This window comes from Variovorax sp. P1_G12 (assembly GCF_056405555.1).
In genome coordinates this window covers 77562-102143 of the sequence record NZ_JBFUBW010000016.1, presented here as the reverse complement: position 1 = coordinate 102143, position 24582 = coordinate 77562, and the positions used below count along the sequence as shown (strand labels likewise).

The 24582-nt window shown below is 60.6% G+C and carries 25 protein-coding genes; 18 read left to right on the top strand and 7 right to left on the bottom strand.

Annotated features, from left to right (window positions below):
* Positions 1-46 precede the first annotated feature (46 nt).
* From AC1D2O_RS19545 to AC1D2O_RS19525, 5 genes are all read right to left on the bottom strand, one after another.
* Positions 47-817: a TetR/AcrR family transcriptional regulator gene (locus tag AC1D2O_RS19545; RefSeq protein ID WP_478157756.1), complete on the bottom strand. Its 771-nt coding sequence runs from the start codon at positions 815-817 to the stop codon at positions 47-49.
* A 62-nt stretch (positions 818-879) separates the two neighbouring features.
* Entirely contained in the window at positions 880-1827 is a 948-nt protein-coding gene (locus AC1D2O_RS19540) for an MBL fold metallo-hydrolase (protein ID WP_477650458.1), read from the bottom strand.
* Positions 1824-2399: a cupin domain-containing protein gene (locus AC1D2O_RS19535; RefSeq protein WP_477650457.1), complete on the bottom strand. Its 576-nt coding sequence runs from the start codon at positions 2397-2399 to the stop codon at positions 1824-1826. The genes AC1D2O_RS19540 and AC1D2O_RS19535 overlap by 4 nt, the downstream gene beginning before the upstream one ends.
* Positions 2400-2448: 49 nt before the next feature.
* The gene (locus AC1D2O_RS19530) at positions 2449-3456 is read right to left on the bottom strand and encodes a fumarylacetoacetate hydrolase family protein (RefSeq protein ID WP_477650456.1); all 1008 of its coding nucleotides are present in this window, start codon (positions 3454-3456) and stop codon (positions 2449-2451) included.
* Between the two features lie 10 nt (positions 3457-3466).
* A complete protein-coding gene (locus tag AC1D2O_RS19525; RefSeq protein WP_478157755.1) occupies positions 3467-4465 on the bottom strand; it encodes a fumarylacetoacetate hydrolase family protein in 999 nt (332 codons plus the stop codon).
* A 226-nt stretch (positions 4466-4691) separates the two neighbouring features.
* On the opposite strand from AC1D2O_RS19525, the gene AC1D2O_RS19520 reads away from it, so the two are divergent.
* Positions 4692-5576, top strand: coding sequence for a beta-keto acid cleavage family enzyme (locus tag AC1D2O_RS19520; protein WP_477650805.1), 885 nt, complete (start codon positions 4692-4694; stop codon positions 5574-5576).
* 17 nt (positions 5577-5593) lie between these two features.
* Complete coding sequence (locus tag AC1D2O_RS19515) at positions 5594-6061, top strand: PaaI family thioesterase (RefSeq protein WP_478157754.1); 468 nt, start codon at positions 5594-5596, stop codon at positions 6059-6061.
* A 35-nt stretch (positions 6062-6096) separates the two neighbouring features.
* Here the strand turns inward: AC1D2O_RS19515 and AC1D2O_RS19510 are convergent, their stop codons facing one another.
* The gene (locus tag AC1D2O_RS19510) at positions 6097-7104 is read right to left on the bottom strand and encodes a LysR family transcriptional regulator (protein WP_478157753.1); all 1008 of its coding nucleotides are present in this window, start codon (positions 7102-7104) and stop codon (positions 6097-6099) included.
* 77 nt (positions 7105-7181) lie between these two features.
* On the opposite strand from AC1D2O_RS19510, the gene AC1D2O_RS19505 reads away from it, so the two are divergent.
* The 9 genes from AC1D2O_RS19505 to AC1D2O_RS19465 all read left to right on the top strand — a co-directional run bounded on the left by AC1D2O_RS19505 (position 7182) and on the right by AC1D2O_RS19465 (position 17511).
* A complete protein-coding gene (locus AC1D2O_RS19505; RefSeq protein ID WP_478157752.1) occupies positions 7182-8261 on the top strand; it encodes an aromatic ring-hydroxylating dioxygenase subunit alpha in 1080 nt (359 codons plus the stop codon).
* A gap of 2 nt (positions 8262-8263) precedes the next feature.
* On the top strand, positions 8264-9208 hold the full coding sequence (locus AC1D2O_RS19500; protein ID WP_477650617.1) for a PDR/VanB family oxidoreductase: 945 nt from the start codon (positions 8264-8266) through the stop codon (positions 9206-9208).
* Between the two features lie 231 nt (positions 9209-9439).
* Positions 9440-10393, top strand: a complete 954-nt coding sequence (locus tag AC1D2O_RS19495) for an MBL fold metallo-hydrolase (RefSeq protein ID WP_478157751.1) — start codon at positions 9440-9442, stop codon at positions 10391-10393.
* 18 nt (positions 10394-10411) lie between these two features.
* A complete protein-coding gene (locus AC1D2O_RS19490; RefSeq protein WP_478157750.1) occupies positions 10412-12085 on the top strand; it encodes an FAD-dependent oxidoreductase in 1674 nt (557 codons plus the stop codon).
* 11 nt (positions 12086-12096) lie between these two features.
* Positions 12097-12300, top strand: a complete 204-nt coding sequence (locus AC1D2O_RS19485; RefSeq protein ID WP_478157749.1) for a DUF2783 domain-containing protein — start codon at positions 12097-12099, stop codon at positions 12298-12300.
* Between the two features lie 112 nt (positions 12301-12412).
* A complete protein-coding gene (locus AC1D2O_RS19480) occupies positions 12413-13291 on the top strand; it encodes a Bug family tripartite tricarboxylate transporter substrate binding protein (protein ID WP_478157748.1) in 879 nt (292 codons plus the stop codon).
* A gap of 589 nt (positions 13292-13880) precedes the next feature.
* On the top strand, positions 13881-14927 hold the full coding sequence (locus AC1D2O_RS19475; protein ID WP_478157747.1) for a branched-chain amino acid ABC transporter permease: 1047 nt from the start codon (positions 13881-13883) through the stop codon (positions 14925-14927).
* A complete protein-coding gene (locus AC1D2O_RS19470; protein ID WP_478157746.1) occupies positions 14924-16771 on the top strand; it encodes a branched-chain amino acid ABC transporter ATP-binding protein/permease in 1848 nt (615 codons plus the stop codon). The genes AC1D2O_RS19475 and AC1D2O_RS19470 overlap by 4 nt, the downstream gene beginning before the upstream one ends.
* Positions 16768-17511: an ABC transporter ATP-binding protein gene (locus tag AC1D2O_RS19465; RefSeq protein WP_477650577.1), complete on the top strand. Its 744-nt coding sequence runs from the start codon at positions 16768-16770 to the stop codon at positions 17509-17511. The genes AC1D2O_RS19470 and AC1D2O_RS19465 overlap by 4 nt, the downstream gene beginning before the upstream one ends.
* A gap of 75 nt (positions 17512-17586) precedes the next feature.
* Here AC1D2O_RS19465 and AC1D2O_RS19460 read toward each other — a convergent pair whose 3' ends face one another.
* Positions 17587-18531, bottom strand: a complete 945-nt coding sequence (locus tag AC1D2O_RS19460; protein ID WP_478157745.1) for a LysR family transcriptional regulator — start codon at positions 18529-18531, stop codon at positions 17587-17589.
* 91 nt (positions 18532-18622) lie between these two features.
* Between AC1D2O_RS19460 and AC1D2O_RS19455 the strand changes: the two genes are divergently transcribed.
* From AC1D2O_RS19455 to hpaH, 7 genes are read left to right on the top strand one after another with little or no spacing between them, the layout of a single operon-like run.
* Positions 18623-19588, top strand: a complete 966-nt coding sequence (locus AC1D2O_RS19455) for a PDR/VanB family oxidoreductase (protein ID WP_478157744.1) — start codon at positions 18623-18625, stop codon at positions 19586-19588.
* 7 nt (positions 19589-19595) lie between these two features.
* Positions 19596-20306: a fumarylacetoacetate hydrolase family protein gene (locus AC1D2O_RS19450; RefSeq protein WP_478157743.1), complete on the top strand. Its 711-nt coding sequence runs from the start codon at positions 19596-19598 to the stop codon at positions 20304-20306.
* The gene (locus AC1D2O_RS19445; RefSeq protein WP_478157742.1) at positions 20303-21070 is read left to right on the top strand and encodes a fumarylacetoacetate hydrolase family protein; all 768 of its coding nucleotides are present in this window, start codon (positions 20303-20305) and stop codon (positions 21068-21070) included. Before AC1D2O_RS19450 ends, AC1D2O_RS19445 begins: the two co-directional genes overlap by 4 nt.
* A gap of 12 nt (positions 21071-21082) precedes the next feature.
* Positions 21083-22540 (top strand): 5-carboxymethyl-2-hydroxymuconate semialdehyde dehydrogenase, encoded by a 1458-nt coding sequence (hpaE, locus tag AC1D2O_RS19440; protein WP_477650549.1) that lies wholly within the window; start codon positions 21083-21085, stop codon positions 22538-22540.
* A gap of 24 nt (positions 22541-22564) precedes the next feature.
* The gene (locus tag AC1D2O_RS19435; protein ID WP_478157741.1) at positions 22565-22891 is read left to right on the top strand and encodes an aromatic ring-opening dioxygenase subunit LigA; all 327 of its coding nucleotides are present in this window, start codon (positions 22565-22567) and stop codon (positions 22889-22891) included.
* Positions 22888-23706, top strand: a complete 819-nt coding sequence (locus AC1D2O_RS19430) for a DODA-type extradiol aromatic ring-opening family dioxygenase (RefSeq protein ID WP_478157740.1) — start codon at positions 22888-22890, stop codon at positions 23704-23706. The genes AC1D2O_RS19435 and AC1D2O_RS19430 overlap by 4 nt, the downstream gene beginning before the upstream one ends.
* 59 nt (positions 23707-23765) lie before the next feature.
* Positions 23766-24569, top strand: coding sequence for a 2-oxo-hept-4-ene-1,7-dioate hydratase (hpaH, locus tag AC1D2O_RS19425; protein WP_477650499.1), 804 nt, complete (start codon positions 23766-23768; stop codon positions 24567-24569).
* The last annotated feature ends 13 nt before the right edge of the window (positions 24570-24582 follow it).

Here is a 24582-nt window from a genome sequence, read left to right as displayed (position 1 = left end):
TGCCTGCCGGGAGGCGCGACGTGCAAGCGCCGCCGCGCGCGGCAGCTCAAGCGAGCCTGCGCTTCTTGGCTGGCACTACAGCAGCATCGACGGTGGTGGGAGCCAGCATCAGCATGATTGCGGCGCAGTGCTCATCAGCGAACTTCTTGTCCAATGGCAGATGCCGCATGAGCAAGCGAAAATAGATCGGCGCGTAGAGAATGTCCATCTGCAACTCCGAATCCTGATCGCTACGGATTTCGCCCCGGCGGCGCGCTTCCTCGAGCACTTCGCGAACAACCGCTCGCCGACCGTACCAAAAGCGTTCGCGGAACTCGCGCAGCACATCGGGGTCGCTCTGCCCCTCGGCCATGATCTGCGAAACGATGCGCCCTGACCAGCCGCCGTACTCTTCGATGAGCAGGTGAACATGGCGCGTGAGAGCCTCTCGCGGGCTCTCGACCCTTGGCATGGGCGTGTGACTCACGTGGGTGTGCAGAAATGCTTCGATGACCACCGCGGCCTTCGAGCTCCACCACCTGTAGATGGTCGCCTTGCCAACTCCCGCCTCGCGTGCGATCGACTCGATCGAGATCTGCTGCACGGGCGTGGTCTCCAGAAGCTTCAGCGTGGCCTCCAGGATGGCAGTGCGCGACGCATCGCTGCGCGCGCGTCCGGGCGACCGCGCGCGGGGCGCGGAAAGACCCGGTGCGGCGGCCAGTTTCGCTGCGGCGGAGCGGCGACGAGCCGTCGCTGCGGTCCCTTGGGGAGTGGTTTTGGTAGGCACGGAAATCCCGGTGGCTATTTCGTAGGCTTCATTATCTGGGTGCCTTGCCATACAAGCGTTATCCTGCCATGAAAAATGCCGCCTCTCCGCTTTGGGTGAGGTGATTGTCAACGCTAAAACGCCATCAAGTCGCGAGCAACCCTCACAGGCCCTTGGAAGTGCTTTCGCACGCCTTCGATGAAAATCGAATCTGGCTCCTCACGCCCGGGTATCAGATGCGTCAGCACGACCTCCTTGACGCCGGCATCCCGAGCCATTCGACCAACATCTTCGGCCGTGGTGTGGTCTTGCACCATGTGCTGGTAGAGGCCCTGTGCAAGTACCGGCGGAAGCTCCCGCTGCAACAACTGTTCGATGGATGGCAGGTCCACGACTTCATGGAACAGGATGTCCGCGCCGCGAGCAAGCTCTGTCATAGCCGGACACCTGCCGGTGTCGCCACTGAAGACGATCACCCGGTCCGGGGTCTGGAAGCGGAATGCAAATGACTTGTCGTCTCCGCGCTGGCCGCCTGCCGGATCCGGATGGAAGTGACAGTTTTCCACGGCCGTGACGGTGACAACGTCGTCCTTGAAAACGAGACCGGAACCTTTGATGTCGTGAGCCTTGAACATGTCCTCAGGTCGACGAAGGCCCTTGGAATCAGCCATCCGGATCCGGGCGTTCGGTCCGAAATAGTTTAGAAAACCGCTGAGCATGCGTTCAGTACCCGCTGGCCCCCACACATGAATGTCCGCACGACGCCCAGTGCTCCAGGCGAGCCCCATGAGAGTTCCCCAGTCGGCATTGTGATCATCATGGTTGTGAGTGATGAAGATGTTGTCCACCCTTCTCACATCCAGGCCAGCCGCCAGAAGTTGGCGACCAACGCCGTTCCCAGCATCCACCAGATAGATTCTGTCGGCAACGATGACAGCATTGGCGGGCTGAGCGCGCTCAAGTGACAGCACCGGCCCGCCCACCGTACCAAGCGTGACGACGCGGGTCTGCGCGGACGCAGCCATGCTTACCACTGCCAGGAGCGCCGCAACTATGGAGGAGCGGAAACGTTGCATCTTCATTTAGAACTGGCTTCGGCGCCGAGATTCAGATCCAGCAGGACGAAGGCCATGCGGCAGGGCTTGCCAGATCGGTTTGCCCAACTATGGTTGGTAGCCCGCTGGATCAAGATATCGCCGGCGCGCATGAGCGTTTCTCCCTCGTCCATAAGGGCATGGATCTCGCCTTCCAAGACGATTGCATAATCCAGCGACTGCGTCTTGTGGAACCAGAAGTGGCGGGAGTCGCCTTTGTCGCGCACCCCGTGTTCGTCGAGGAACTGCGCCAGTTTCTCCGGCTCGTAGGCTTCGTCGGGCGGAAAGTCGACGACGCGCAGCAGGGACCCCCCCTCGGAATGGAAAGCAAACGCTTGCCCAGCGGGAGCCGGATCGGGTCCAGGCGCTGCCGCTTCGCCCGTCACCCACAGCACGTGAGCGAGCGGGGTATTCGGATTCGTTGTGCGGTTCGGCGCCGGTCCATCAGATACGAAGACGGATCTTCCTAGCTCGTTCTCGCCGGTGACAATGCGGCGAACCGGTCGCAGATGTGCGGGAGCCTTCTCTCGTTCTTTTTCGATCGTTGCTTCAGTATTCACACCTAGGTTCCTTTGATTAGTTTTCGAATGGCTTACGTGATTCTCGCGACTACGCCCGGTTCGACGTATGGGGCCCAACGCACAAGTTGCGTTGGCTGCCTAGACCTTCGATGGTCGACTCCATGACATCTCCATCACGGAGGAAGCGGTTGTAGTGAGTCCCGTTCCCAGCAGGGGACCCTGTCGCAATGACATCACCAGGCCACAGCTGAACATGCGCGGTGATGTATTCAATCTGTTGCGCTACGTCAAACAGCATGTCGGCCGTCGATTCGTCTTGCATGATCCTGCCGTTCAGCTTCAGCGTGATGCGCAAGTCCTGCGCGTTCGGCACGAAGCACGAAGGCACGAGCACAGGGCCGAATGGCATAAAACTCGGGGCGGACTTGGATCTGAGCCAGTCGGTCCCAAGCATCTTGTAGTCCGTGCGCGCGATAAGGTCGCGCGCGGACACATCGTTCACGATCGAATAGCCGGCGACGTAGTCCAGCGCGCGCTCGCGGGGGACGTGGCGCGCCGGACGGCCAATGATGACGGCGAGCTCCAGTTCCCAATCGGGCTTGAGGGTGGTCGCAGGAAGCACCACGGGATCGAAGGCTCCCGTAATGGCCGAAGGCAACTTCGGGAAGACGTATGGTTCCCCGTGCGCCGCCCGTTCGTCCATCATGTCTTCCGCCCACTTGCGCAGCGCCGGTCCCTCGAGCCCTTGCGGTCCTACCCCCATGTCCAGCGTGAGGTCGACAACGTGCTTGCGGTAGTTAGCGCCAGTGCAAAGAACCTGCCGCGGCAAATCCACAGGGGGATGAACCCGCAGCTCCGATATGGGCAGTTCGCATGGATCCTGGGCGGGGACGCCCTTCCTCAGCGCGCGCAGCGCAACCAAGTTGCGGTCCCAGTCCTGGAGCAGTTCCAGAACTGAAGCGTTCGCAGACCATTCGGCTCCGCAGCCGACTGCCGCCTCGTGCAGCGCACGCAAGGGGAGCACGCGATTGTCGATGCACATGGCGGCAAAGCGCTCGCCACCAGCGCTCGAAAAGGTCCCGAGGGAGAACGTCATCACGAGCTACTTACATGAAGGGCTTGCGCGGGGTCGGCCACCAGGTGTCTTGCTCGCGAGTGCCCATGCGATTGCGTAGCACGCCCACGCCTGCGACCTCCAGTTCAACGACGTCGCCGGGGTTGAGGCTGCGGCCGAGCTCGAGCGCCGAGCCATTTCCCATCGTCCCAGAACCGATCACATCGCCCGGCTGCACATGGTCACCCAGCGACACGTACGCGATCAGTTCCTCGACGCTCCAGAGCATTTCCGAGCTGTCACCCTCGCCCCACGTCTCGCCATTCACTCGAACGGACATCCGGATGCGGTTGAGGTCAGGGAATTCATCGATCGTCGTGATCCACGGGCCGATGCCATAAGCAAAGTCCTTGCTCTTGGTAGGGCCCATCCCGATCGCGAACTCGTTTGCCTGCAGGTCGCGCGCCGAGAAGTCATTGAAGATCGTTACGCCGAACAGATGCGAGCGTGCGGTGTCGGGGGTGATGTTGTGGGCGGTACGGCCCATGACCCACCCAATCTCCAGTTCGTAGTCCATGTTCTCGGCACGAGCCGGCCACGGCACCTCGGCTTCGTGGCCGATCACCGTCCATGGTGAGCCCTTGAAGTACCCAGGCACCTGCAGCAACGCCGGCGCAGGCGTCAGCTTCATACGCTCATGAAACTGCCGAATGTGCTTCACAAAGGTCAGACCGTCGCGCACGACGGAGGGATCGCAAGCGGCAGCCCACTGCAGACCTTCCATTGGCGTCGAGGCATCGTCCCCGTGCCGGGTTGCAGCTTCGTGGGCCGTCTCCAGGAATTCCTCTCCAAGAGCAATCGCCGCGGACATGCTTTGGGGGAAAACGGCTGAAGCGTACCGCAGCGCGGCTTCGCGACTCGCTCCGCGCGACTGCTGCCTCAGGACCTCCGCAGCGCGCAGGTCGATCACGCGAGATTGCTCTGGCTGCACCAAACAGATACGTTGAACCGGGCCATCGAGCCCCTGCAACACAAATCTTCCGAGTTTCACTTCGACTCCTAGGGGTGGACAATTGCGATACTGTACGTCTCGTTTCTACGCGTTTGGTTCGGTGTTTACCCTATGATGAGGAAGAGAGATTGACAGGCTTCAGCAATTGACTTGCGTGCAGAAGCGCCTTATAGTTTATTCGATACGACTCGTATCACATATACCGGGTACGCGCAGTCCTCTACTGCTCTGGCCCACCCACTTCTCAACCCCTGGCAGTCATCACATGAGCAAGCGTCTTCCCGTCATCATCTCCTGCGCCTTGACCGGTGCCGCGGACACGCGGGCGAAGAATCCCGCAGTTCCCGCGTCGCCTCAGGAAATTGCGGCCCAGGCCATCGACGCCGCCAACGCCGGTGCGTCCATCGTCCACATCCACGTGAGAGATCCAGCGACCGGGAAGGCATCCACCAAGTTCGGCTACTACGAGGAAGTTGTCCAGCGCATTCGCGCCTCCCGCTGCGATGTACTGATCAACCTTACGACCGGGCCAGGAACGATGCTGACGGTACCCACCGATGCACCGTTTCGAGTGGAGCCGATCCCCAACGCCGAATTGATGACGCCGAGCGAACGGGTTGCACACGTCGTCAGCCTCAAGCCGGACATCTGCAGTTTGGACGTCGCCACCATGAGCTTTGGCGATGCGGTTTTCGTCAATCCAGCCAACCACCTGCGCGAAATGGCGGCGGAGATTCACGCATCCGGTGTCACCATGGAGCTAGAGGTGTTCGACTTCGGCCATGCCCGTCTGGCAAGTCACCTCATCGCCACCGGCGCTATTCCGAAGAGCGCCTACTTCCAGCTGTGCATGTCTGTCCCATGGGGCGCACCTGCCACGCCAACGGTCTTGGCCGAAATGCAGCGGCTGCTACCGCCAAGCGCTCATTGGAGCGCCTTTGGCGTCGGCCCAGACCAGTTTCCGATGGTCGCGCTGGCTTCCATCCTCGGCGGCCACGTACGGGTGGGCCTCGAGGACAACCTGTACGTATCTCCGGGAAAGCTCGCTCGCGACAACGCGGAACTCGTTGCCAAGGCCGCTCGGATCATCGAAGACCTCGGGTACCAAGTCGCCACGCCCGACAACGCCCGCACAACGCTGTTGGGTTAAGTCAGGATTGCAGCGCGATGTCGGAACCCAATTTGGCTTTAGACAATCCCACCCGTGCCTTCATGGCAGACGCGACGGCAGCGGGAGGTAGGAACGTTCCGCTGGACATCAATCCCGCACTGGCCAGTATGTCGGCCCTGCTGGTAGAAAGTGAACGTGGCGAACTCGTCTTCAGATTCACTGCTCCGCAAGGCTCCACTCAGGGCAATGGCGTGGTGGGCGGGGGAACCTTGGCCAACATGCTGGACTTGGCGATGGCTATGGCAGTGCTGGCCCAACTGAAACCGGGCCACACATGCTCGACCATCAGCCTGACCGTGAACATGCAGAGCGCGGGCCAGCAGGGTCATTTTTTCGCCGTCGCGCGAGTCGACAGGGTGGGACGGCAGATTGCCTTCGCAGAGGCCCGGCTTTTTGACGCCGAGCGCTCGCGCCTCATCGCGAACGCGACCTCCTCGCTCGCTGTAATTCCCATGCGGCCGTGACAGGCAGCGGCGCACTGCGGCGAGATTTTCGAGATTCATCGTTTGCGCCGGTGGTCGGGGTAGTCTTCAAAAGTTCGCTTCACCAGCTCCCGAATCCAGACTACTGCAGGATCGTGGTGAAAGCGAGGATGCCAATGCTGATTAAGAGCGTAGGGCGCCAACTCCACGGGTGCCTGAACGACTCGCACAGTGCCGTAGCGTTGAAAGACGTTAGCCAGTTCGAGGGGAACGGTGGCGATCAGGTCGGGCTCCTGCTCCAACAGCAACGGCACGGTCAAAAAGTGAGGCGTCGCCAGGAATATCGTTCGCTTGATGCCCTGCTCCTCAAGCGCGCTGTCGTAGGGATCGCCGGGCCTCCCGGCGAGCGATACGACCACATGCGGCATCTGCTCGAATTGCTCCATCGTCAGCCGCTGCCCAACGCTTCTGTTGCGGGCACTCACGATCGTCACCAACGAGTGCATGAACAAAAGCTGCCGATACAGTCCTTCGGGCGCGGTTCGGATCGAGCCGAGGGCGAGATCTGCCTCTCCGGAGGAAAGCAGTCCTTCAATCTGCTCCGATGGAACCTGCAAAGTTCGAACGCGACAGTTTGGAGCGAGAACTCGGAATTGGTTGAGCAACGGGGGCAGGAATACGAGCTCGCCCATGTCCGTCATGCAAAGCGTAAACGTTCTGCGCGAGGTGGTCGGATCGAATGCCGCCTCAGACAGGATGCGCTGCCTGATGGCCGCGACAACGTCTACAACGGCGGGTTTCAACGCTTCTGCCTTTCGGGTAGGAACCATGCCCTCGGGTGCCTTCACAAACAACGGGTCGTCGAAAAATTCCCGCAGCCTGTTCAAGGCGTGACTGATGGCGCTTTGAGTGACTCCCACTCCCTCGGCCGCGCGTGTGACGCTCTGCTCGCGCAACAGCGCGTCAAAGATCGTCAGGAGATTGAGGTCCAGGTGCTTGAGACGGGCATCGTTTGTCGGCATAGAGGCACTTAAAGTTCGGGTGCGTGATAAATGAACACTGTTCATTCTTGATATGAGCGCCATGAGATTGACTCATTGCGAGTCTGATCGTATCGTTATTGCTCGCCCGCGCGCAAGCCGGGCTTCACAGGAGACAAGCAATGTTTATAAAGAACACCTGGTACGTCGCGGCATGGGACAACGAAGTCCAGACGGACGGGCTATTTGCACGCACGATCATCGGCGTCCCTATCCTCATGTACCGTACCTCCGATGGCAAACTGGTTGCCATGGAAGATCGTTGTTGCCATCGAGGAGCACCGCTCTCTGTGGGCAAGCGCGAGGGCGATTGCGTTCGTTGCATGTACCACGGTCTTAAATTCGATTCGAGCGGCCAATGCATCGAAGCGCCCGCGCAGGCTCGAATCCCCCCCCAGGCCAAGGTTCGGACTTTTCCTGTCGTCCAGCAGCACCGGTGGGTCTGGATATGGATGGGCGACCCTTCAAAGGCTGATCCTGAGCTGATTCCTGAGACGCCGTGGCTTGACCATCCAGACTGGCGAGGACTGGATGGCTACATCCATTACGACGTCAACTATCTCCTCATCTGCGACAACCTACTGGATTTCTCGCATCTCCCGTTCGTACATCCAACTACTCTCGGTGGCGGGGTGGACTACGCCGAGCATCCTCCCAAGGTCGAGCGGCTTGAGAACGGTGTCCGGATTACGCGCTGGGCGTTGAATACCGAACCGCCTCCGTTCGTGAAAGCCGTGAAGGATTGGACAGGAAAAGTAGACCGCTGGAACATCTACAACTTCACGATCCCCGCCGTCCTCCTCATGGACTCAGGTAACGCGCCCGCCGGCACTGGCGCGCCGGAAGGTCGCCGAATCGATGCAGTCGAGTTTCGGGGGTGCCAAGCGATTACGCCCGAAACCGAAAACTCTACGCACTACTTCTTCTCGCATCCCCACAACTTCGCCATCGACAAGCCGGAAGTGACGAAGTCAATACACCAGAATGTCGTGACTGCCTTCGAGGAGGACAGAGCAATCATCACGGGCCAACAGAAGAATCTCGCGCTGGACCCTGAGTTCAAGATGTTGCCCTTCGCCATGGATTCGGCTCTGTCGCAGTTCCGGTGGGTCGTGGCGCGTCGCCTCGAGCAGGAGGCCGCCGAAGCCGCTGCATCAGGGGGCACCGTACAGCCCATCACACTGCATCGCCAGCCCTCCTGATCATGCTCAATGTCGTTGTCACAGGCCTCACTCACGAGGCAGACGGGGTGCTGGGCATCGAACTGCGCGCCGCCGCGGGCGGCCCTCTTCCCCCCTTCACTGCAGGCGCCCATGTAGATGTGCATCTACCAGGGGGCCTATGCCGACAGTACTCCATCACCAATGGTCCCCACGAACCAGAGAGCTACCGCCTCGGGGTAGGCTTGGCGCTCGATTCCCGTGGCGGGTCAAGGCACGTGCACGAACGTCTTCGCGCGGGTGACGAGCTACAGATCAGTCCGCCGCGGTCCCTGTTCGGGCTCCACCCCCAAGCAGAGGAGCATGTCTTCATCGCTGGGGGCATCGGCATCACACCGATCATGAGCATGATCGAAGAATGCAAGTCCGCCGGTCAGCGCTGGCGGCTTCTTTACTGCACACGAACGCGCTCTCGGGCAGCCTATCTTTGGCGCCTGGCGCCGCACTTCGACCGAGTGCACTTGCACGTCGACGAGGAGCAGGCAGGCCCTGCTGACCTTGCCCACTTCCTGCACTCAGTCCCGCATGCGGCGCACATCTATTGTTGCGGTCCCGCCTCGTTGATGGAAGCAGTGGGACTCGCAGCCGCAGACCGTCCTTCAAGCTCCGTGCATTTCGAGAGATTCACAGCCGATGGCGCTCCAACCAACGCAGCTGCGGACGGTTCGTTCCGAGTGAAGCTGAGCCGCCAAGGAACCACCCTGACGGTGCCAACTGGCTGCTCGATCCTTCAGACGCTCGAAGACCACGGGATTGAGTTGCCCTTCTCGTGCCGCGAAGGCCTATGCCGCACATGTGAGACCCCGTTATTGGCCGGCGAGGCCGATCATCGCGACTTCGTATTGAGTGACGAGGAACGCAAGGCGAACAAGACCATCATCCTTTGCGTCTCTCGCGCGCTAGACGAAGAGTTGGTGTTGGATCTATGAATAGGTCCATAAGAACAAGTACACAAATTCGACCGCGAGCATGTCGTAGGCAGGCGCTCCTCCTTCAATGGGACTTCGCCCGCTGAACTGGATCACCTGCCCCCTTCTAGCGACGAGTCCCCTTTCTTACGACCGCCACCGCTACAGCCTCAAGGCGGAACTCCGCACGCAACACACGCCGTCTAGCCGTTTTCGAATCCCAGCAGTCCCAATGAACATCTACACACGATCATGAACAAAGTTTTCGCCTCCCACGCTGACCTCGAAGAGAAGCCGGTCAGCTTCACCAAACTTTCGGATAACGCGTACGCCTACACGGCCGAGGGCGACCCCAACACTGGCATCATCATTGGCGACGACGCGGTAATGGTCATTGACACTCAGGCCACCCCGGTGATGGCGCAAGACGTGATCCGCCGAATCCGCGAGGTGACCGACAAGCCCATCAAGTACGTGGTCCTCAGTCACTACCACGCAGTGCGCGTGCTGGGCGCTTCGGGTTACAAGCCTGAGCACATCGTCGCGAGCCGCGACACCTATGACTTGATCGTAGAACGTGGTGAGCAGGACAAGGCGAGCGAGATCGGTCGCTTCCCTCGATTGTTCCAGTCTGTCGAATCCGTTCCCGCAGGCCTCACTTGGCCCACCATGACATTTGAGGGAAGGATGTCGATCTGGCTAGGCAAGCTGGAAGTGCAGCTTATCCAACTGGGACGCGGCCACACCAAGGGCGACACGGTTGCCTGGCTGCCGCAACAGAAAATCCTCTTCTCAGGCGACTTGGTGGAGTTTGATGCCACCCCGTACGCAGGCGACGCCTACTTTGAAGACTGGCCGCACACGCTAGACAACATCTCCGCCCTGAAGCCGGTCGCGCTGGTTCCCGGACGCGGCGCGGCCCTCACCACGCCCGATCAAGTGATGCAGGGCTTGGCCGGCACGCGGAGCTTCATCTCTGACTTGCACAACGCGGTAAGGGTCGGCGTGGCAGCGGGCAAGGACTTGAACGCGATCTACAAGGATGCCTACGCGGCGCTTAAGCCCAAGTACGGGCACTGGGTCATCTTCGATCACTGCCTCCCCTTCGACGTGACGCGTGCCTTCGACGAAGTTACGCAGCACCGAGATCCGCGCATTTGGACCGCCGAACGCGACCGCGAAATGTGGGCCGCGCTTGAGGGCTGAATCAGCAGAGACATCTCCATGACCACCACCGACTACCAAAACACCGTCTTCGCCTACCGTCGGAGCGCCGACCACGACGCACCTCTGCCCGTGCGCTATCCCGTGGTAGTGGTCGGTGCCGGCCCGATCGGCCTCTCGCTCGCAATTGACTTGGCGCAGCAAGGCGTGGCCGTCGTCCTTCTCGACAACGATGACAGGCTTTCCACGGGCTCGCGAGCGATCTGTTTCGCAAAGAGGACCTTGGAGATTTTTGATCGCCTCGGGTGTGGCGACCGCATGGTCGATAAGGGTGTTTCCTGGAGCGTCGGGAAAGTGTTCCTCCAAGACGAGATGGTCTATCGATTTGACCTGCTGCCAGAAACAGGACATGAGCGACCTGCCTTCATTAATTTGCAGCAATACTACGTGGAAGGCTTCCTAGCTGAGCGAGCACACGAACTGCCGCTGATTGACCTGCGCTGGAAGAGCGCTGTCACAGGGCTTGTGCAGTACGATGATCACGTTGAACTCACTGTAGAAACCCCGGACGGAAGCTACGCTCTTGAAGCGATGTACGTTGCCGCGTGCGACGGCTCGCGGTCAACGATGCGCCGATTGTGCGGCCAAGAAAGTCATGGCCAAACCTTCAAAGACCGATTCCTCATCGCCGATGTGAAGATGAAGGCCGATTTCCCGGCCGAGCGGTGGTTCTGGTTCGATCCCCCCTTTCATCCTAATCAGAGTGTGCTGCTTCACAAGCAGCCCGACGACGTCTGGCGAATTGACTTTCAGTTGGGATGGGACGCAGATCCCGAGATCGAGAAGCGTCCGGAGAACATTCTGCCGCGAGTGCGTGCCCTCTTGGCACACACGGCCATGAAGGATGCCGACTTCGAACTTGAATGGGCGAGCGTCTACACATTCTCCTGCATGCGCATGGAACGATTCCGCCAAGGACGGGTATTCTTCGCGGGCGATTCAGCGCACGGCGTTTCGCCCTTTGGGGCGCGAGGCGCCAATTCCGGAGTCCAGGACGCTGAGAACCTGGCGTGGAAGCTGGCGTACGTCCTGCACGGCAAGGCGTCGCCCGAGATACTTGGCAGCTATGACACCGAACGCGTCCAAGCAGCCGATGAGAACATATCCAACTCCACGCGCGCGACGGATTTCATCACGCCGAAGAGCGAGATCAGTCGATTGTTTCGCGACTCCACACTATTGCTTGCGCGCGATCATGCCTTTGCAAGGCGCCTCGTCAATAGCGGACGGCTCTCCGTCCCCTGCATCGTCGACAAGTCCGAACTTAACACCACGGATGGTGATGCTTTTCCTCCGGTCATGCGGCCGGGAGCAGCGGCCGCAGATGCGCCAGTCCTCTTAAACGGGCGCCACACCTGGTTCTTGCGGCAGCTTGCCTCCACCTCGTTCACCCTTCTTCTGTTCGATGGGCCGGACGCGTCGAAGTTGATCCGTGAGGTGCAGGCGACTTCGGAGGGACTTGCCCCTTTGCTGGTCCTGTTAGTTGGGACCCGGCATTTTGACGGTGTCCTGACACTGCAAGATGCTGAAGGTCACCTCTCACGACGCTTCGACGGGGAGCCTAACACCGCCTATTTGTTACGCCCAGATCAACATGTATGCGCTCGCTGGCGTTCGCCTGACGCGAGAGCAGTCCAGGAAGCGATGCTCCGCGCGCTGGCAGTCCATCCCTGAAGCCTCCAAAGATGAAACTGACCTCCGAACTGAATCTTGAGTCCCCCGACGAATTCTACGAAGCGCTGATCGACGCGCATCGTGGTTTGAGCACCGAGCAAAGCCACGCAATGAACGCACGTCTCGTTCTGCTCCTTGCCAACCAGATCGGCTCATTGGCTCTACTACAGATGGCACTGAGCGCCGCGCGCAAAGCTGGCACACGCGATGAATAGGCTAGACGTATCCGCACTGCCCTTCGCCGCGGCTTCTCGGCGTCAAGTCCTGGTAGCGGTCGCATCTTCGGCACTTGCCAGGTTCGCAAATGCCCAAGCCAAGCCTTACACCATGGTTGTTCCGTTCCCTGCCGGGGGCGGCACGGACATGATCGCCCGCTCAGTCGGGCGTCATCTTGGCGACAAACTAGGCGCACCCGTAGTCATCGACAACAGAGGCGGAGCTGCAGGGCTCATTGGAACCTCCGCGCTTCTTCAGGCCCCCCCAGACGGGCAAACGCTTCTTCTCAGTTCGAACAGCGTCTTCACCATCAATCCGGCGCTGCGCGCGTCGCTGCCCTATGACCCTGCGTCCAGCTTTGCTGGCCTGGGCATTCTGGGGACTTCGCCGCTCGCGATCTTGGTCAAGTCGAGTTCTTCCATTCGGTCCATGAGCGACCTGGTGACCGAAGCGGCGCGACGTCCAGGTGAACTCGCGTATGCCTCTTTCGGTCAAGGTAGCGTTTCCCATTTCGCTGGCGAGCTTTTCAAACACGATGCAAAAGTGGACATGCTTCATGTCCCATATCGCGGAAGTGCACCCGCCATGCAAGCACTACTCGGAGGTCAGGTCGGCGTCGCATTCGACACTATCGCCGCGGCGCTTCCCCAGCTGCGCTCCGGAACGATCCGATGTCTCGCAGTAACGTCATCGACGCGGGATGAGAGCCTGCCCGAGGTGCCCACGATCGCCGAATCAGCGGTTCCAGGATTCAACTTCGTGACATGGGTCGCACTGGTCACGCGCAGGGATGCGCCTTCAAACGCGATCTCACGCGTCAAAAGTGCGTTGCGTGAGGCGATGGCTCTTCCGGACCAGATCAAGGATCTGCGGCAGTTCGGGCTCGATGTCCGCGGCATTCAGGCACTAGACTTCGACCGGCTGGTCTCGGAAGAGATTCCCCGCTACCGCGCCGTTGCAGCCAAGGCCGGGATCAAGATGGATGTTTGACCAGGACGTACTGGACGCTTCTCGGGATGCCCCGGGCCCCTATCGCATGCGAATGAAGGATTCAGGGCTGTTCGTTTCTGCGTGAACAGATTGGGCAGCGCGCGGGCAACAGGGCGAGGCCTTGGCGGCTTGCTGAACGCTAGGGACCGAAACATAGCTTGCAACGGTCAGGAATCAGTTCGGCTTCAACGTGCGCAACGCCCGCACTTGCTTGAAGACGCTCATTTCAGTCTCGGATCCCGATCCACGTCCGTCAAGGACGCATGCCGTCTTGTCGTCCGTCGCAAATGCCTCAAGCAGAAGAAGGCGGCCTCGTCACATGCGCCGCGCTCATCTTCAACATGTGTTCCATGCCGTTGATCCATATCAACTCCGCTCCTAAGCTAGGCCACAGGCCGGCAGAAATCGGTCAACCTAGGAGACATAATGATGAAATCATCAAGCGAGTCGGCCAGAGCCGGCTCATTGCCGGCCGAGCGAAGCGCCCACCGATCGCGCTTCGACCGCAAGCTCCGGTTCTGGCCGTGCAGGCCATCTGCTCCATCGGGCTCTCCACGCTACGACGTTGCGGCAGCGGGCGCGGTCTGACATGGATACCTCCATTGCTCTCGTCCTGATCCAGGATGGCCTCACCAGCGGCGCCGTGTATGCGCTGCTTGCACTGGCAGTCGTACTGGTCTTCTCAGTCACACGCGTGATCCTGATTCCGCAGGGTGAATTCGTTGCGTTCGGTGCCTTCACCCTCGCGGCGCTTCAAACGGGCGCTGTCCCGGCAACCACACTGTTGCTCATAGGCCTCGGCCTCTCAGTCTTCGCACTTGACGCCTTCGAGTTGCTGCGAAGTGCGCCGGTCAATCGGCGCTGGAAGCAGTTCGCCTCCCGTTGTGCCATGACGGTCGGGCTTCCGGTCGTTCTTCTGATCGTCGCGTCAAGCGTTCCTTGGGCGAAAGCACCGACTGTCGTTCAGATGGCGTTGACGCTCGCGATCGTGACACCGATGGGTCCGTGGATATATCGGCTCGCGGTCGCTCCGATTGCCAACGCATCCGTTCTAACGTTGCTTATCGTCGCCGTCGCCATTCATTTCTGCCTGCTCGGCCTTGGCCTGCAGATGTTCGGACCCGAAGGAGTTCGCACAACGCCCCTCCTGGACGCACGCTGGCAGCTCGGCACCCTGACGGTCTCGGCCCAAAGTTTGCTCGCGATGGCCGTATGCGCCCTTTTGATTGGGCTGTTGTGGGTGTTCTTTAGCTTCACCATGCAAGGCAAGGCTCTTCGTGCTGCGGCATTTAATCGCCTTGGATCGCGTCTCGTGGGTATTAGTCCGACGCAGTCTGGGAAGACGGCATTTGCCTTGGCCGCCGGGATCGGCGCCCTTTCCGGAACGCTGATTGCACCGCTTACGACGATCTACTACGACTCCGGCTTTCTCATCGGCCTGAAGGGCTTCGTCGGCGCGATCGTGGGGGCGTTGGCGAGCTACCCGCTCGCGGCGGCCGGTGCGGTCTTCGTCGGCTTGGTCGAAGCATGGGGCTCGTTCGTGGCAAGCGAATACAAGGAGGTGATCGTATTCACCCTCATCGTTCCGGTTTTGCTGTGGCGATCGCTAAGCGGTCACATCGAGGAGGAAGCATGAGCACCATCTACACGGTGCAACGGCGCTCGGTCCTTTCGCTGGGCAAGCATGCCGGCATTCTGATCTTCGCTGCTGCCATTCTGCTCTGGGGTGTATTGCCACTGCAAAGCTTCTGGTTCACTCAGGCCAATTACATCGGCATCGCTGCACTGGCCACTCTCGGCCTTACCCTGCTGACTGGAGTCGCCGGCCTCACATCCTTCGGTCAGGCAGCCTTCGTCGGAATCGGCGCCTACACCTCCGCGATTCTGACGGTCCATTGGCAGGTCTCTCCTTGGCTTTCATTGCTCGCGGCTATTGCCGTGACGATGAGTGCGGCCGCCCTGATCGGCGCGATCACGCTTCGCCTGTCCGGACACTATCTCCCACTCGCAACCATCGCTTGGGCGCTGTCGCTCTACTATCTCTTTGGCAACATCGAGGCCCTGGGCAGATCGGACGGCATCATCGGCATGCCGACAATCGCAGCGTTCGGGTTCGTGTTCGAGAGTTCGCGATCCATGTTCTTCCTGATCTGGATCTTCCTTGCTCTTGCCATCGCCGCCACTCTGAACCTCCTCGATTCTCGGCCCGGACGCGCGTTGCGCTCTTTGAACGGCGGCGTCGTCATGGCGGAGTCATGCGGCATCAACACAGCTCGCTACAAGATGGTGGCGTTCCTCACCGCCTCGATGTTCGCTGCGGTCGCCGGTTGGCTCTACGCCCTTCAGCAACGAGGCGTAAACCCCACTCCATTCAACTTGAACGCCGGCATCGAGTTTCTCTTCATGGCAGTGATCGGTGGCGCGGGCTACGTCTGGGGGGCGATCGCGGGCGCGATTGCGCTTACGGAATTGAAGGATGTCTTGCAGCGTGCACTTCCAAAGCTGCTCGGACAAGCCGGCAATGCCGAGATCGTCGTGTTCGGCGCGCTTCTTATCGTGCTCCTGCACCGCGCGCCGCAAGGGATCTGGCCGCTACTGACCAGACCATTCCGCAGCGTGCTCGCAAGATACGCGGCTTCGCAGCCGATCGAGTTGCCCGTGGCATTGCCTCAGCCTAAGCTCCCCCACCGCGCCATGCCTGCGCGGGGCAGCCTGTTGCTCGAACTGAACAAGGTCCGGCGTGCATTCGGTGGTCTGGTGGCGGTCAACGATCTCAGCTTCCAGGTCATGGCGGGAGAAGTCGTGGCGCTGATCGGGCCCAATGGTGCGGGCAAGAGCACGTCGTTCAACCTCATCTCGCGCGTGCTCGACTTGACATCTGGGGAGATCACCTTCGCGGCCACGGACGAAGCGCCTGCCCCCGTCCAACACCTCGGCGCACGGGCGGTCGCGCGGCGGGGAATGGCTAGAACATTCCAGCACGTTCGCCTGCTTCCCGGCATGACGGTCCTGGACAGCGTGCTGATTGGTGCATATACACGCGGACAGGCGGGTACGCTGAGGAGCGTCCTAAAGCTGAACGGTGCGGAGGAAGCAGGGCTGCGAGCCGAGGCGTTGCGCCAGATCGAGCGTGTCGGTCTGGGTCCCTTCGCTCATCTTGAGGCCGCCAGCCTGGCCTTGGGACAGCAGCGCATCGTCGAGATCGCACGGGCGCTGTGCTGCGATCCTGTCCTGTTGCTCCTGGACGAACCTGCAGCGGGCCTTCGGCACCTCGAGAAGCAGGCCCTGGCAGTTCTGCTGCGGCAGTTGCGCCAAGAGGGTGTCACAGTCCTGCTCGTGGAGCACGACATGGACTTCGTGATGGGCCTGGCCGACCGAATCATCGTGATGGAGTTTGGAACCCTCATTGCGCAAGGCACGCCGGAAGCGATCCGAACCAATCCTGCCGTGATCGAGGCATATCTGGGAGCGGCGGTATGACGAGCGTGCACAAATCCAACGAGGCCTTGCTTGAAGTCGATGCGTTGGGCGCCCGGTATGGAAAGGTCGAGGCGCTGCAGTCCGTCACCCTCAGGGTTGATGCCGGCCAGATCGTGACAGTTATCGGTCCCAACGGAGCAGGAAAGACCACTCTCCTCAACTCGATCATGGGCGTTCTGGATACCGTCAGCGGAACGACGCGCATGGCCGGGACCGTGATGACCGGGCCAGTGGAGGAGCGTGTCGGACGATCCCTCTGCCTGGTGCCCGAGAAGCGAGAACTGTTCTCGAACATGAGCATTTCGGACAATCTGATTTTGGGCGCCTACCTCCGGCACCGCAGCCGAGACCGGACGTGGAAGCACACTCTCGACGAGGTCTACGGGTTGTTTCCTCGGCTTCTTGAACGACGAGACCAGTTGGCCGGGACATTGTCAGGAGGCGAACGACAAATGCTGGCGATCGGAAGAGCTCTGATGGCAAAGCCATCCGTTCTCATGCTGGACGAGCCGAGCCTGGGCCTTGCGCCGCTGGTGGTCAGAGAGATCTTCACTATCATCACCAACCTCAAGAATCGAGGGGTTGGCATCCTGCTCGTCGAGCAGAACGCCCGCGCCGCACTCCAGTGCGCCTCGTACGGATATGTCCTCGAGAACGGGCGGCTGGCCAAGGAGGGACCTGCCCAAGCGCTTCTCGAGGACCCGACTGTCATATCCAGCTATCTCGGTCTAGCAGGCTAGCCACGTGCCAAGAGGACGCCGCGAAATGGGCCCATCTGCCAGCGTCGCGGCGCCTCCCAAGTCCTTGTGGGCGTCTCATCGGCGCCCGTGCGGCACCGGCAGTTGATGGAACGTTCTGCGGGTCAACTCGCGAAGCCAACGATTTGCGCGGTCGTGATGGAAGCGCGGGTGCCAGTACTGCTTGAGCATGAATGTCGGCAGCGAGACCGGCGGCTCGACCATCCTGACCACGCCGTGGTGTGAGAAGACCGATCCGAGCTCCCTCGGAACCGTCGCAATGAACTCAGGGTGCTGGTCCAGCAGCAAAGGGATCACAAGGAAATGCGGTGTAAGGATTCGCAGCTCTCGCTTGATCCCGGCATCCTCCACTGCCCGGTCATACGGCGTCGTCGGTTGTCCGGTCAGCGTCACCGCTACGTGCGGCATGGCGCTGTATTCCTCTTGAGAGATCGTCTTGCCCACCGTCTTGTTTTTCACGCTCACGATGCAGACGAAAGTGTGGGAGAACAGGTCCTCCTGATAGAGACCTTCCGCGGCGTTGAGGACTGAACCAAGCGCAAGGTCACCCTCGCCCGAGCCAAGCACAGACGTAAGCTGTTCCGGCAGGACCTGCAGGGTATTGATTCGGCACTGTGGCGCGACCTTCTTCAGCATGGAGACAAGCGTGGGGAGAAACACCAGCTCGCCCATGTCGCTCAAGCAAAAATTGAACGTCCGCTTTACATGCAGCGGGTCGAACTTCGACTCGGAAAGCACCTGATCACGAATCGTTCCCATCACATCGAGGATCACGGGTGAAAGCCCCTCGGCCTTCGCCGTCGGAACGATGCCGCGGCCGGATTTGACGAACAGGGGATCGTCAAAATACGTGCGAAGACGCGTCAGGGAGTGGCTCACCGCGCTCTGCGTCAGGCCCAGCGTCTTGCCGGCGCGGGTCACGCTGAGTTCACGGAGCAGTGCATCGAAAACGATCAACAGGTTGAGGTCAAGCTTCCCGACAATCTGATGAGTGTCCTTCATGTTAGTTATGTCTCCTATGTGGTTGAGTAATAGTAACTCCGACCGTAACCTTGTGCCAACAGTCGGGCATGTACTTGGCCCAGGAGACAAAATGACCAGCGCAACCCTGCGAGTGCGTGTAGCGGCGAAGCAAGCAGCCGCCACCGACATCGCCACTTTCGAATTGGTTGACCCGGAAGGTAAATCGCTCCCGCGCTTCTCTGCCGGCTCACATATCGACGTTCACGTTGCCGGCGACATCGTTCGCCAGTATTCCCTGTGCAACGATCCCGCAGAAAGTCATCGCTATCTGATCGGTGTGCTGCGTGACGCCGAGTCTCGCGGCGGCTCGGTCGCAATGCACGAGAAGATTCAAGTCGGCGACTTGATGGAGATCAGCGAACCGAAGAACCACTTTGCGCTCGCCCACGCAGCCACGCGCAGCTTGCTCATGGCCGGCGGTATCGGCGTCACCCCAATTCTCTGCATGGCCGAACGCCTGGCAAGCATCGGTGCCGAGTTCGAGATGCATTACTGCACGCGATCGCGTTCACGGACTCCATTTCAAGATCGCATTGCCTCGTCTTCATTCGCTGCGAAAGTCCAGTTCCACTTCGACGACGAGGAAGCATCGCAACGCATTGATCTTCCTTCCGTCCTGGCCAAGCCTCAACCCGGCACGCATCTGTACGTGTGCGGCCCCAAGGGATTCATGGATGCAACCCTGGCCACGGCGAGAAGCGCCGGCTGGTCGGCCGATCAACTGCACTATGAGTTCTTTGCGTCTGACGTTGCCCCCAGCGACTCCGACGAGAGCTTCGAGGTGAAGCTCGCGAGCTCGGGTCGAATCGTGGTGGTGGCGCAGGACCAGACGGTCGTCCAGGCGCTGGCTGCCGCCGGCATTGAGGTACCCACGTCATGTGAGCAGGGCGTATGCGGCACCTGTCTCACGCGCGTCCTCGAGGGCGTTCCCGATCACAAGGATCTATTCATGACACCTGAGGAGCAAGCCCTAAACGATCAGTTCACTCCCTGTTGTTCCCGATCGAGAACGCGCCAACTTGTCCTCGATATATAGACAGACCATGCAAGCATCTACGACCGTTGGATTCCCTATCGAATTCGACGTGGCCCCCTATCGCCTCTCCGGCATCGTCGTTGGCACGCTGTTGAACCATGCGGCTGCTCTGGCGGCACTCGGTACATCGGTGAGGGAGAATCCCTACAAGGCGCCGCCCAAGGGCCCAGTGCTCTACGTCAAGCCGCGCAATACGCTTGCGCCTTCGGAATCTTCGGTTCCTGTGCCAAAGGCGCACGCCGACCTGGAGATCGGTGCATCGTTGGGACTCGTGATCGGGCGGACGGCGAGCGGTGTCGACGAGCGTGACGCCATGAGCCACATTGCCGGCTATACGCTCGTCGCAGACCTCAGCGCACCGCACGACAGCTTCTATCGCCCATCGCTCCGATTCAAGGTTCTCGATGGATCTTGCCTCGTCGGGCCCCGCGTCACGCCGAGCGCAGAGGTCATAAATCCGGACGAGCTCACGATCCGCGTGTCCATAGACGGCGAGCATGTCCACACCGCGACCACGTCGGGCATGGTCCGGACCGCGGCTCGACTCATCGCAGATGTCAGCGACTTCATGACCCTTCGCCCCGGAGACATCCTGATGCTTGGGGTCGCCCACCGTGCACCGCGCGCGCGTGCGGGGCAGGCATTTGTCATCGAATGTGAGCCCATCGGCCGTCTGAGCGGACGGCTGGAGATCGAAGAATCGGAGTTCAAGGCATGAGAACCGCCAACGTCGCCTATGCCGGCGCATTGCACCAAGCCAGACCGCACGCGAGCGGTATCCAACTGGAAGACGGTCGAATTCTCGAAGAAGACCAAGTGGTCTGGCTGCCGCCCTTCGATGTCGGAACTGTGATCGCGCTGGGCCTCAACTATGCGGACCACGTGAAGGAACTGTCGACGGAGCTTACGGTGACCTCCAAGGACGAGCCGCTGGCGTTCTTGAAGACGACCGGCGCGCTGATCGGGCATCGTGGGCTGACCCGCCGACCAAAGGAAGCGACCTTCATGCACTACGAGTGCGAGTTGGCTGTCGTGATCGGCAAGACGGCTCGGAACGTCAGCCGGGCAGCTGCCATGAACCACGTTGCGGGCTACACCGTATGCAACGACTACGCGATTCGCGACTACCTCGAGAACTGGTATCGACCTAATCTCCGAGTTAAGAACCGCGACACGTGCACCGTCCTCGGACCGTGGTTCGTCGAAGCCTCCAATGTACCGGATCCCCATGCACTTCAGTTGCGGACCATCGTGAACGGAAAAGTGACCCAGCAAGGTTCCACTGCCGACATGATCAATGACATTCCATCGTTGATCGAGCACCTCAGCGGCTTCATGACGCTGCGTGCGGGTGACGTGATCCTCACAGGCACGCCCGACGGCGTGGTCAATGTCGACGTCGGCGACCAGGTCATCACGGAGATCGACGGCATCGGCCGCCTCATCAACACCATCGTGGGCGACGACGCCTTCGGACGCTAGGAGAACCACAACATGCGTATTCAGCACCTGATCGACGGGAAATCCGTCGAAAGCAACAGCTACTTCGAAACGATCAATCCTGCCACCCAGGAGGTCCTTGCAGAAGTGGCCGCCGGCGGTCAGCTTGAAGTCGACACCGCCGTGGATGCCGCAAAGGCGGCTTTTCCGAAATGGGCTGGTTTGCCTGCGACTGAAAGAGCAAAGCTAATGCGCAAGCTGGGCGACCTCATCGCCAAGCATGTTCCCGACCTTGCCCGCACGGAGACGATGGACTGCGGACAGACCATCGCTCAAACCGGCAAGCAGCTCGTGCCCCGCGCCGCGGACAATTTCTACTACTTCGCCGAGATGTGCACGCGCGTGGATGGTCACACGTATCCGACGCCGACGCATCTGAACTACACGCTCTACCACCCGGTCGGCGTGTGCGCGCTCATCAGCCCCTGGAATGTGCCGTTCATGACCGCGACCTGGAAGACAGCCCCTGCGCTCGCCTTCGGCAACACGGTGGTCCTAAAGATGAGCGAGTTGTCTCCATTGACGGCAGCGCGCCTCGGCGAGCTCGCACTCGAGGCGGGCATTCCCGCGGGCGTCCTGAACGTCGTGCACGGCTTCGGCAAGGATGCCGGCGAGCCTCTCTGCCGCCACCCGGATGTGGCCGCTATCTCTTTCACGGGCTCTACCGTAACGGGCAACCGGATCGTGCAGGCGGCGGGCCTCAAGAAGTTCAGCATGGAGCTCGGCGGCAAAAGTCCCTTCGTGATCTTCGACGACGCCGACATGGACCGCGCGCTGGACGCCGCGATCTTCATGATCTTCAGCAACAACGGTGAGCGCTGCACCGCCGGCAGCCGCATCCTTATCCAGCAGAAGTCCTACGCTGCGTTTGCCGCAAAGTTCGCCGAGCGAGCCAAACGCCTTGTCGTAGGAGATCCGCTCGACGAGAAGACCATCATCGGGCCGATGATCAGCCAGGCGCATCTGGCCAAGGTGCGCAGCTACATCGAGCTTGGTCGCAAAGAAGGCGCGACGCTGCTGTGCGGCGGCCTCGACGCGCCGGCTCTGCCCGCGGAGGTCGCGAAGGGCAATTTCGTTCGCCCGACCGTGTTTGTGGATGTGGACAACAAGATGCGGATCGCGCAAGAAGAGATCTTCGGACCCGTCGCCTGCCTGATTCCGTTCACAGACGAGGCGGATGCGATTCGTCAGAGCAACGACATCCAGTATGGCTTGTCCAGCTACGTCTGGACCGAAAACATCGGCCGGGCGCATCGCGTCGCTGCCGGGATCGAAGCCGGCATGTGCTTCGTCAACAGTCAGAACGTGCGAGACCTGCGCCAGCCCTTCGGCGGAATGAAGGCGAGCGGCACCGGACGCGAGGGCGGCACCTGGAGCTATGAGGTGTTCCTGGAACCCAAGAATGTGGCGGTATCGCTGGGAAACCATCACATCCCGCACTGGGGCGCTTGAGGCGACCACAGAGAGGGCTGCAACATGAGCTTGTATGGCATGCAAAAGTTTCTTTACCAGCTGAACAGCGACCCGGGCGTGCAACGCCGTTTTCGCGATGACCAACGATCTCTTCTGGATGACTATCCGCTCAATGACGAAGAGCGCGGGGCCATCGCACGCGGCGACTTGGGTCTGATGTACGTGCTTGGTACGAACGGGCAACTCCTGATGCACTTCGCGGCATATCTCGGAATGCCCTGGGCCGACTATATCCAGGCCATGCGCGATGGCGTCGCGACGCACGGACCAGTCCGGGCAGGCGTCTACGCAATGACCACGTCGATGGATGAGAGGGTGGCTGGCGTATGAGTCTCGTTTTTGCAGGCGTATGCAGTCATGCGCCAGGGATTACCGGCCGGGCCCATCTGGCCGATCCGGCGCTGCGCGACCCCTTCCATACCGCGTTCTATGCGATGGGCGAGGAGATGCGCGCCACGCGTCCCGATGCGGTCCTCCTCGTCGGCGCCGAGCACTTCGCCAACTTCTTCATGAATAACATGCCTGCGTATGCCATCGGCATGGGTGATGAATATGAGGGGCCCATCGAGGATCCGAAGTGGCTGGGAATCGAGAGAACCAAGATTCCTGGCAATGCGGATTTGGGCAAGCGTATCGTCGCGGAGACGATGCAAACGGTGGACGTCGCGTTTGCCGAGGAATGGAAGTTTGACCACGGCTTGATCGTCCCGCTGCATTTCCTGACGCCAAGATTTGACCTCGATGTCATCCCGGTGAACATCAACTGCCAGGGGCCACCACTGACACCTCTGCACCGCGCCTGGGCCTTTGGCGAGGCGCTGCGCCGCGCGGTCGAGAAAGTGCCGGAACGAATCGCGATCGTTGCCACGGGTGGAATCAGCCATTGGCCGGCAACGCCAGATTCCGGGAAGATAAATGAGGCCTGGGATCGCGACTTCATGGCCAAGTGGTGCCGCAACGACAAGCAGGAACTGCTCGCCTACAACGATGCTGACATCTATCGGGAAGCGGGCCAGGGGGGCTTCGAGATTCGGACCTTCATCGCCTTGGCAGCCGCGGCAGGCGGTCGCGGCACAGTGCGCCACCTGCAACCGATCCCCATCTTCTCGGTCAGCGCGACCATCGCCGTGATGGAAATTGCTTGATGCCATCGCCAAGGCGTTAGCCCCCAGACGAACCACTCGTTCATCAAAACTTCACCGATATGCTGCCCACCGACACAACCCTGACCCTCGCCCGCGAACTCTATGACGCCCGCAAGCGGCGCGTACAGGTCCGTCACTTCTCGCGTCGACATCCCGAAATGACTATCGAGGACGGATACGCCATACAGCGCGAATGGGTCAGACTGGAAGAAGCCGACGGTCGAGTCGTCAGGGGGCGAAAGATCGGACTCACGTCGCGTGCCATGCAGCAGTCGAGCCAGATCGACGAGCCCGACTATGCACCACTGATGGACGACATGTTCTTCACGCAAGGGGCAGATGTTCCGATCGCGCGCTTCATCGCACCCCGCATCGAGGTCGAACTCGCATTCATCCTCGGCAAGCCCTTGAGGGGTCCCCTTGTCAGCATTTTTGACGTCCTCGCTGCGACGGAATACGTGTCGCCTGCACTCGAGATCATCGATGCCCGCATCGAGCAGTTCGATCGCGAGGACAAAGGAATGCGCAAGGTCTTCGACACCATCTCGGATTTCGCCGCCAACGCCGGCATCATGCTGGGCGGCCGCCCGGTGCGCCCTGACGCGGTGGATCTGCGTTGGGTTGGCGCAATGTTGTTCAAGAACGGCGTCATTGAGGAAACCGGCCTGGCGGCGGGGGTTCTGAATCATCCAGCGACAGGTGTCGCGTGGCTGGCTAACAAGATCGCGCCACACGATGAACAGTTGAATGCCGGAGACGTTGTGCTAGCGGGTTCGTTCACCCGTCCGATCACCGCCGGCGCGGGCGACAGCATCCACGCCGATTACGGTCCTCTCGGAACGATCTCCTTTCGCTTCGTCTGACGTGACCCCACTG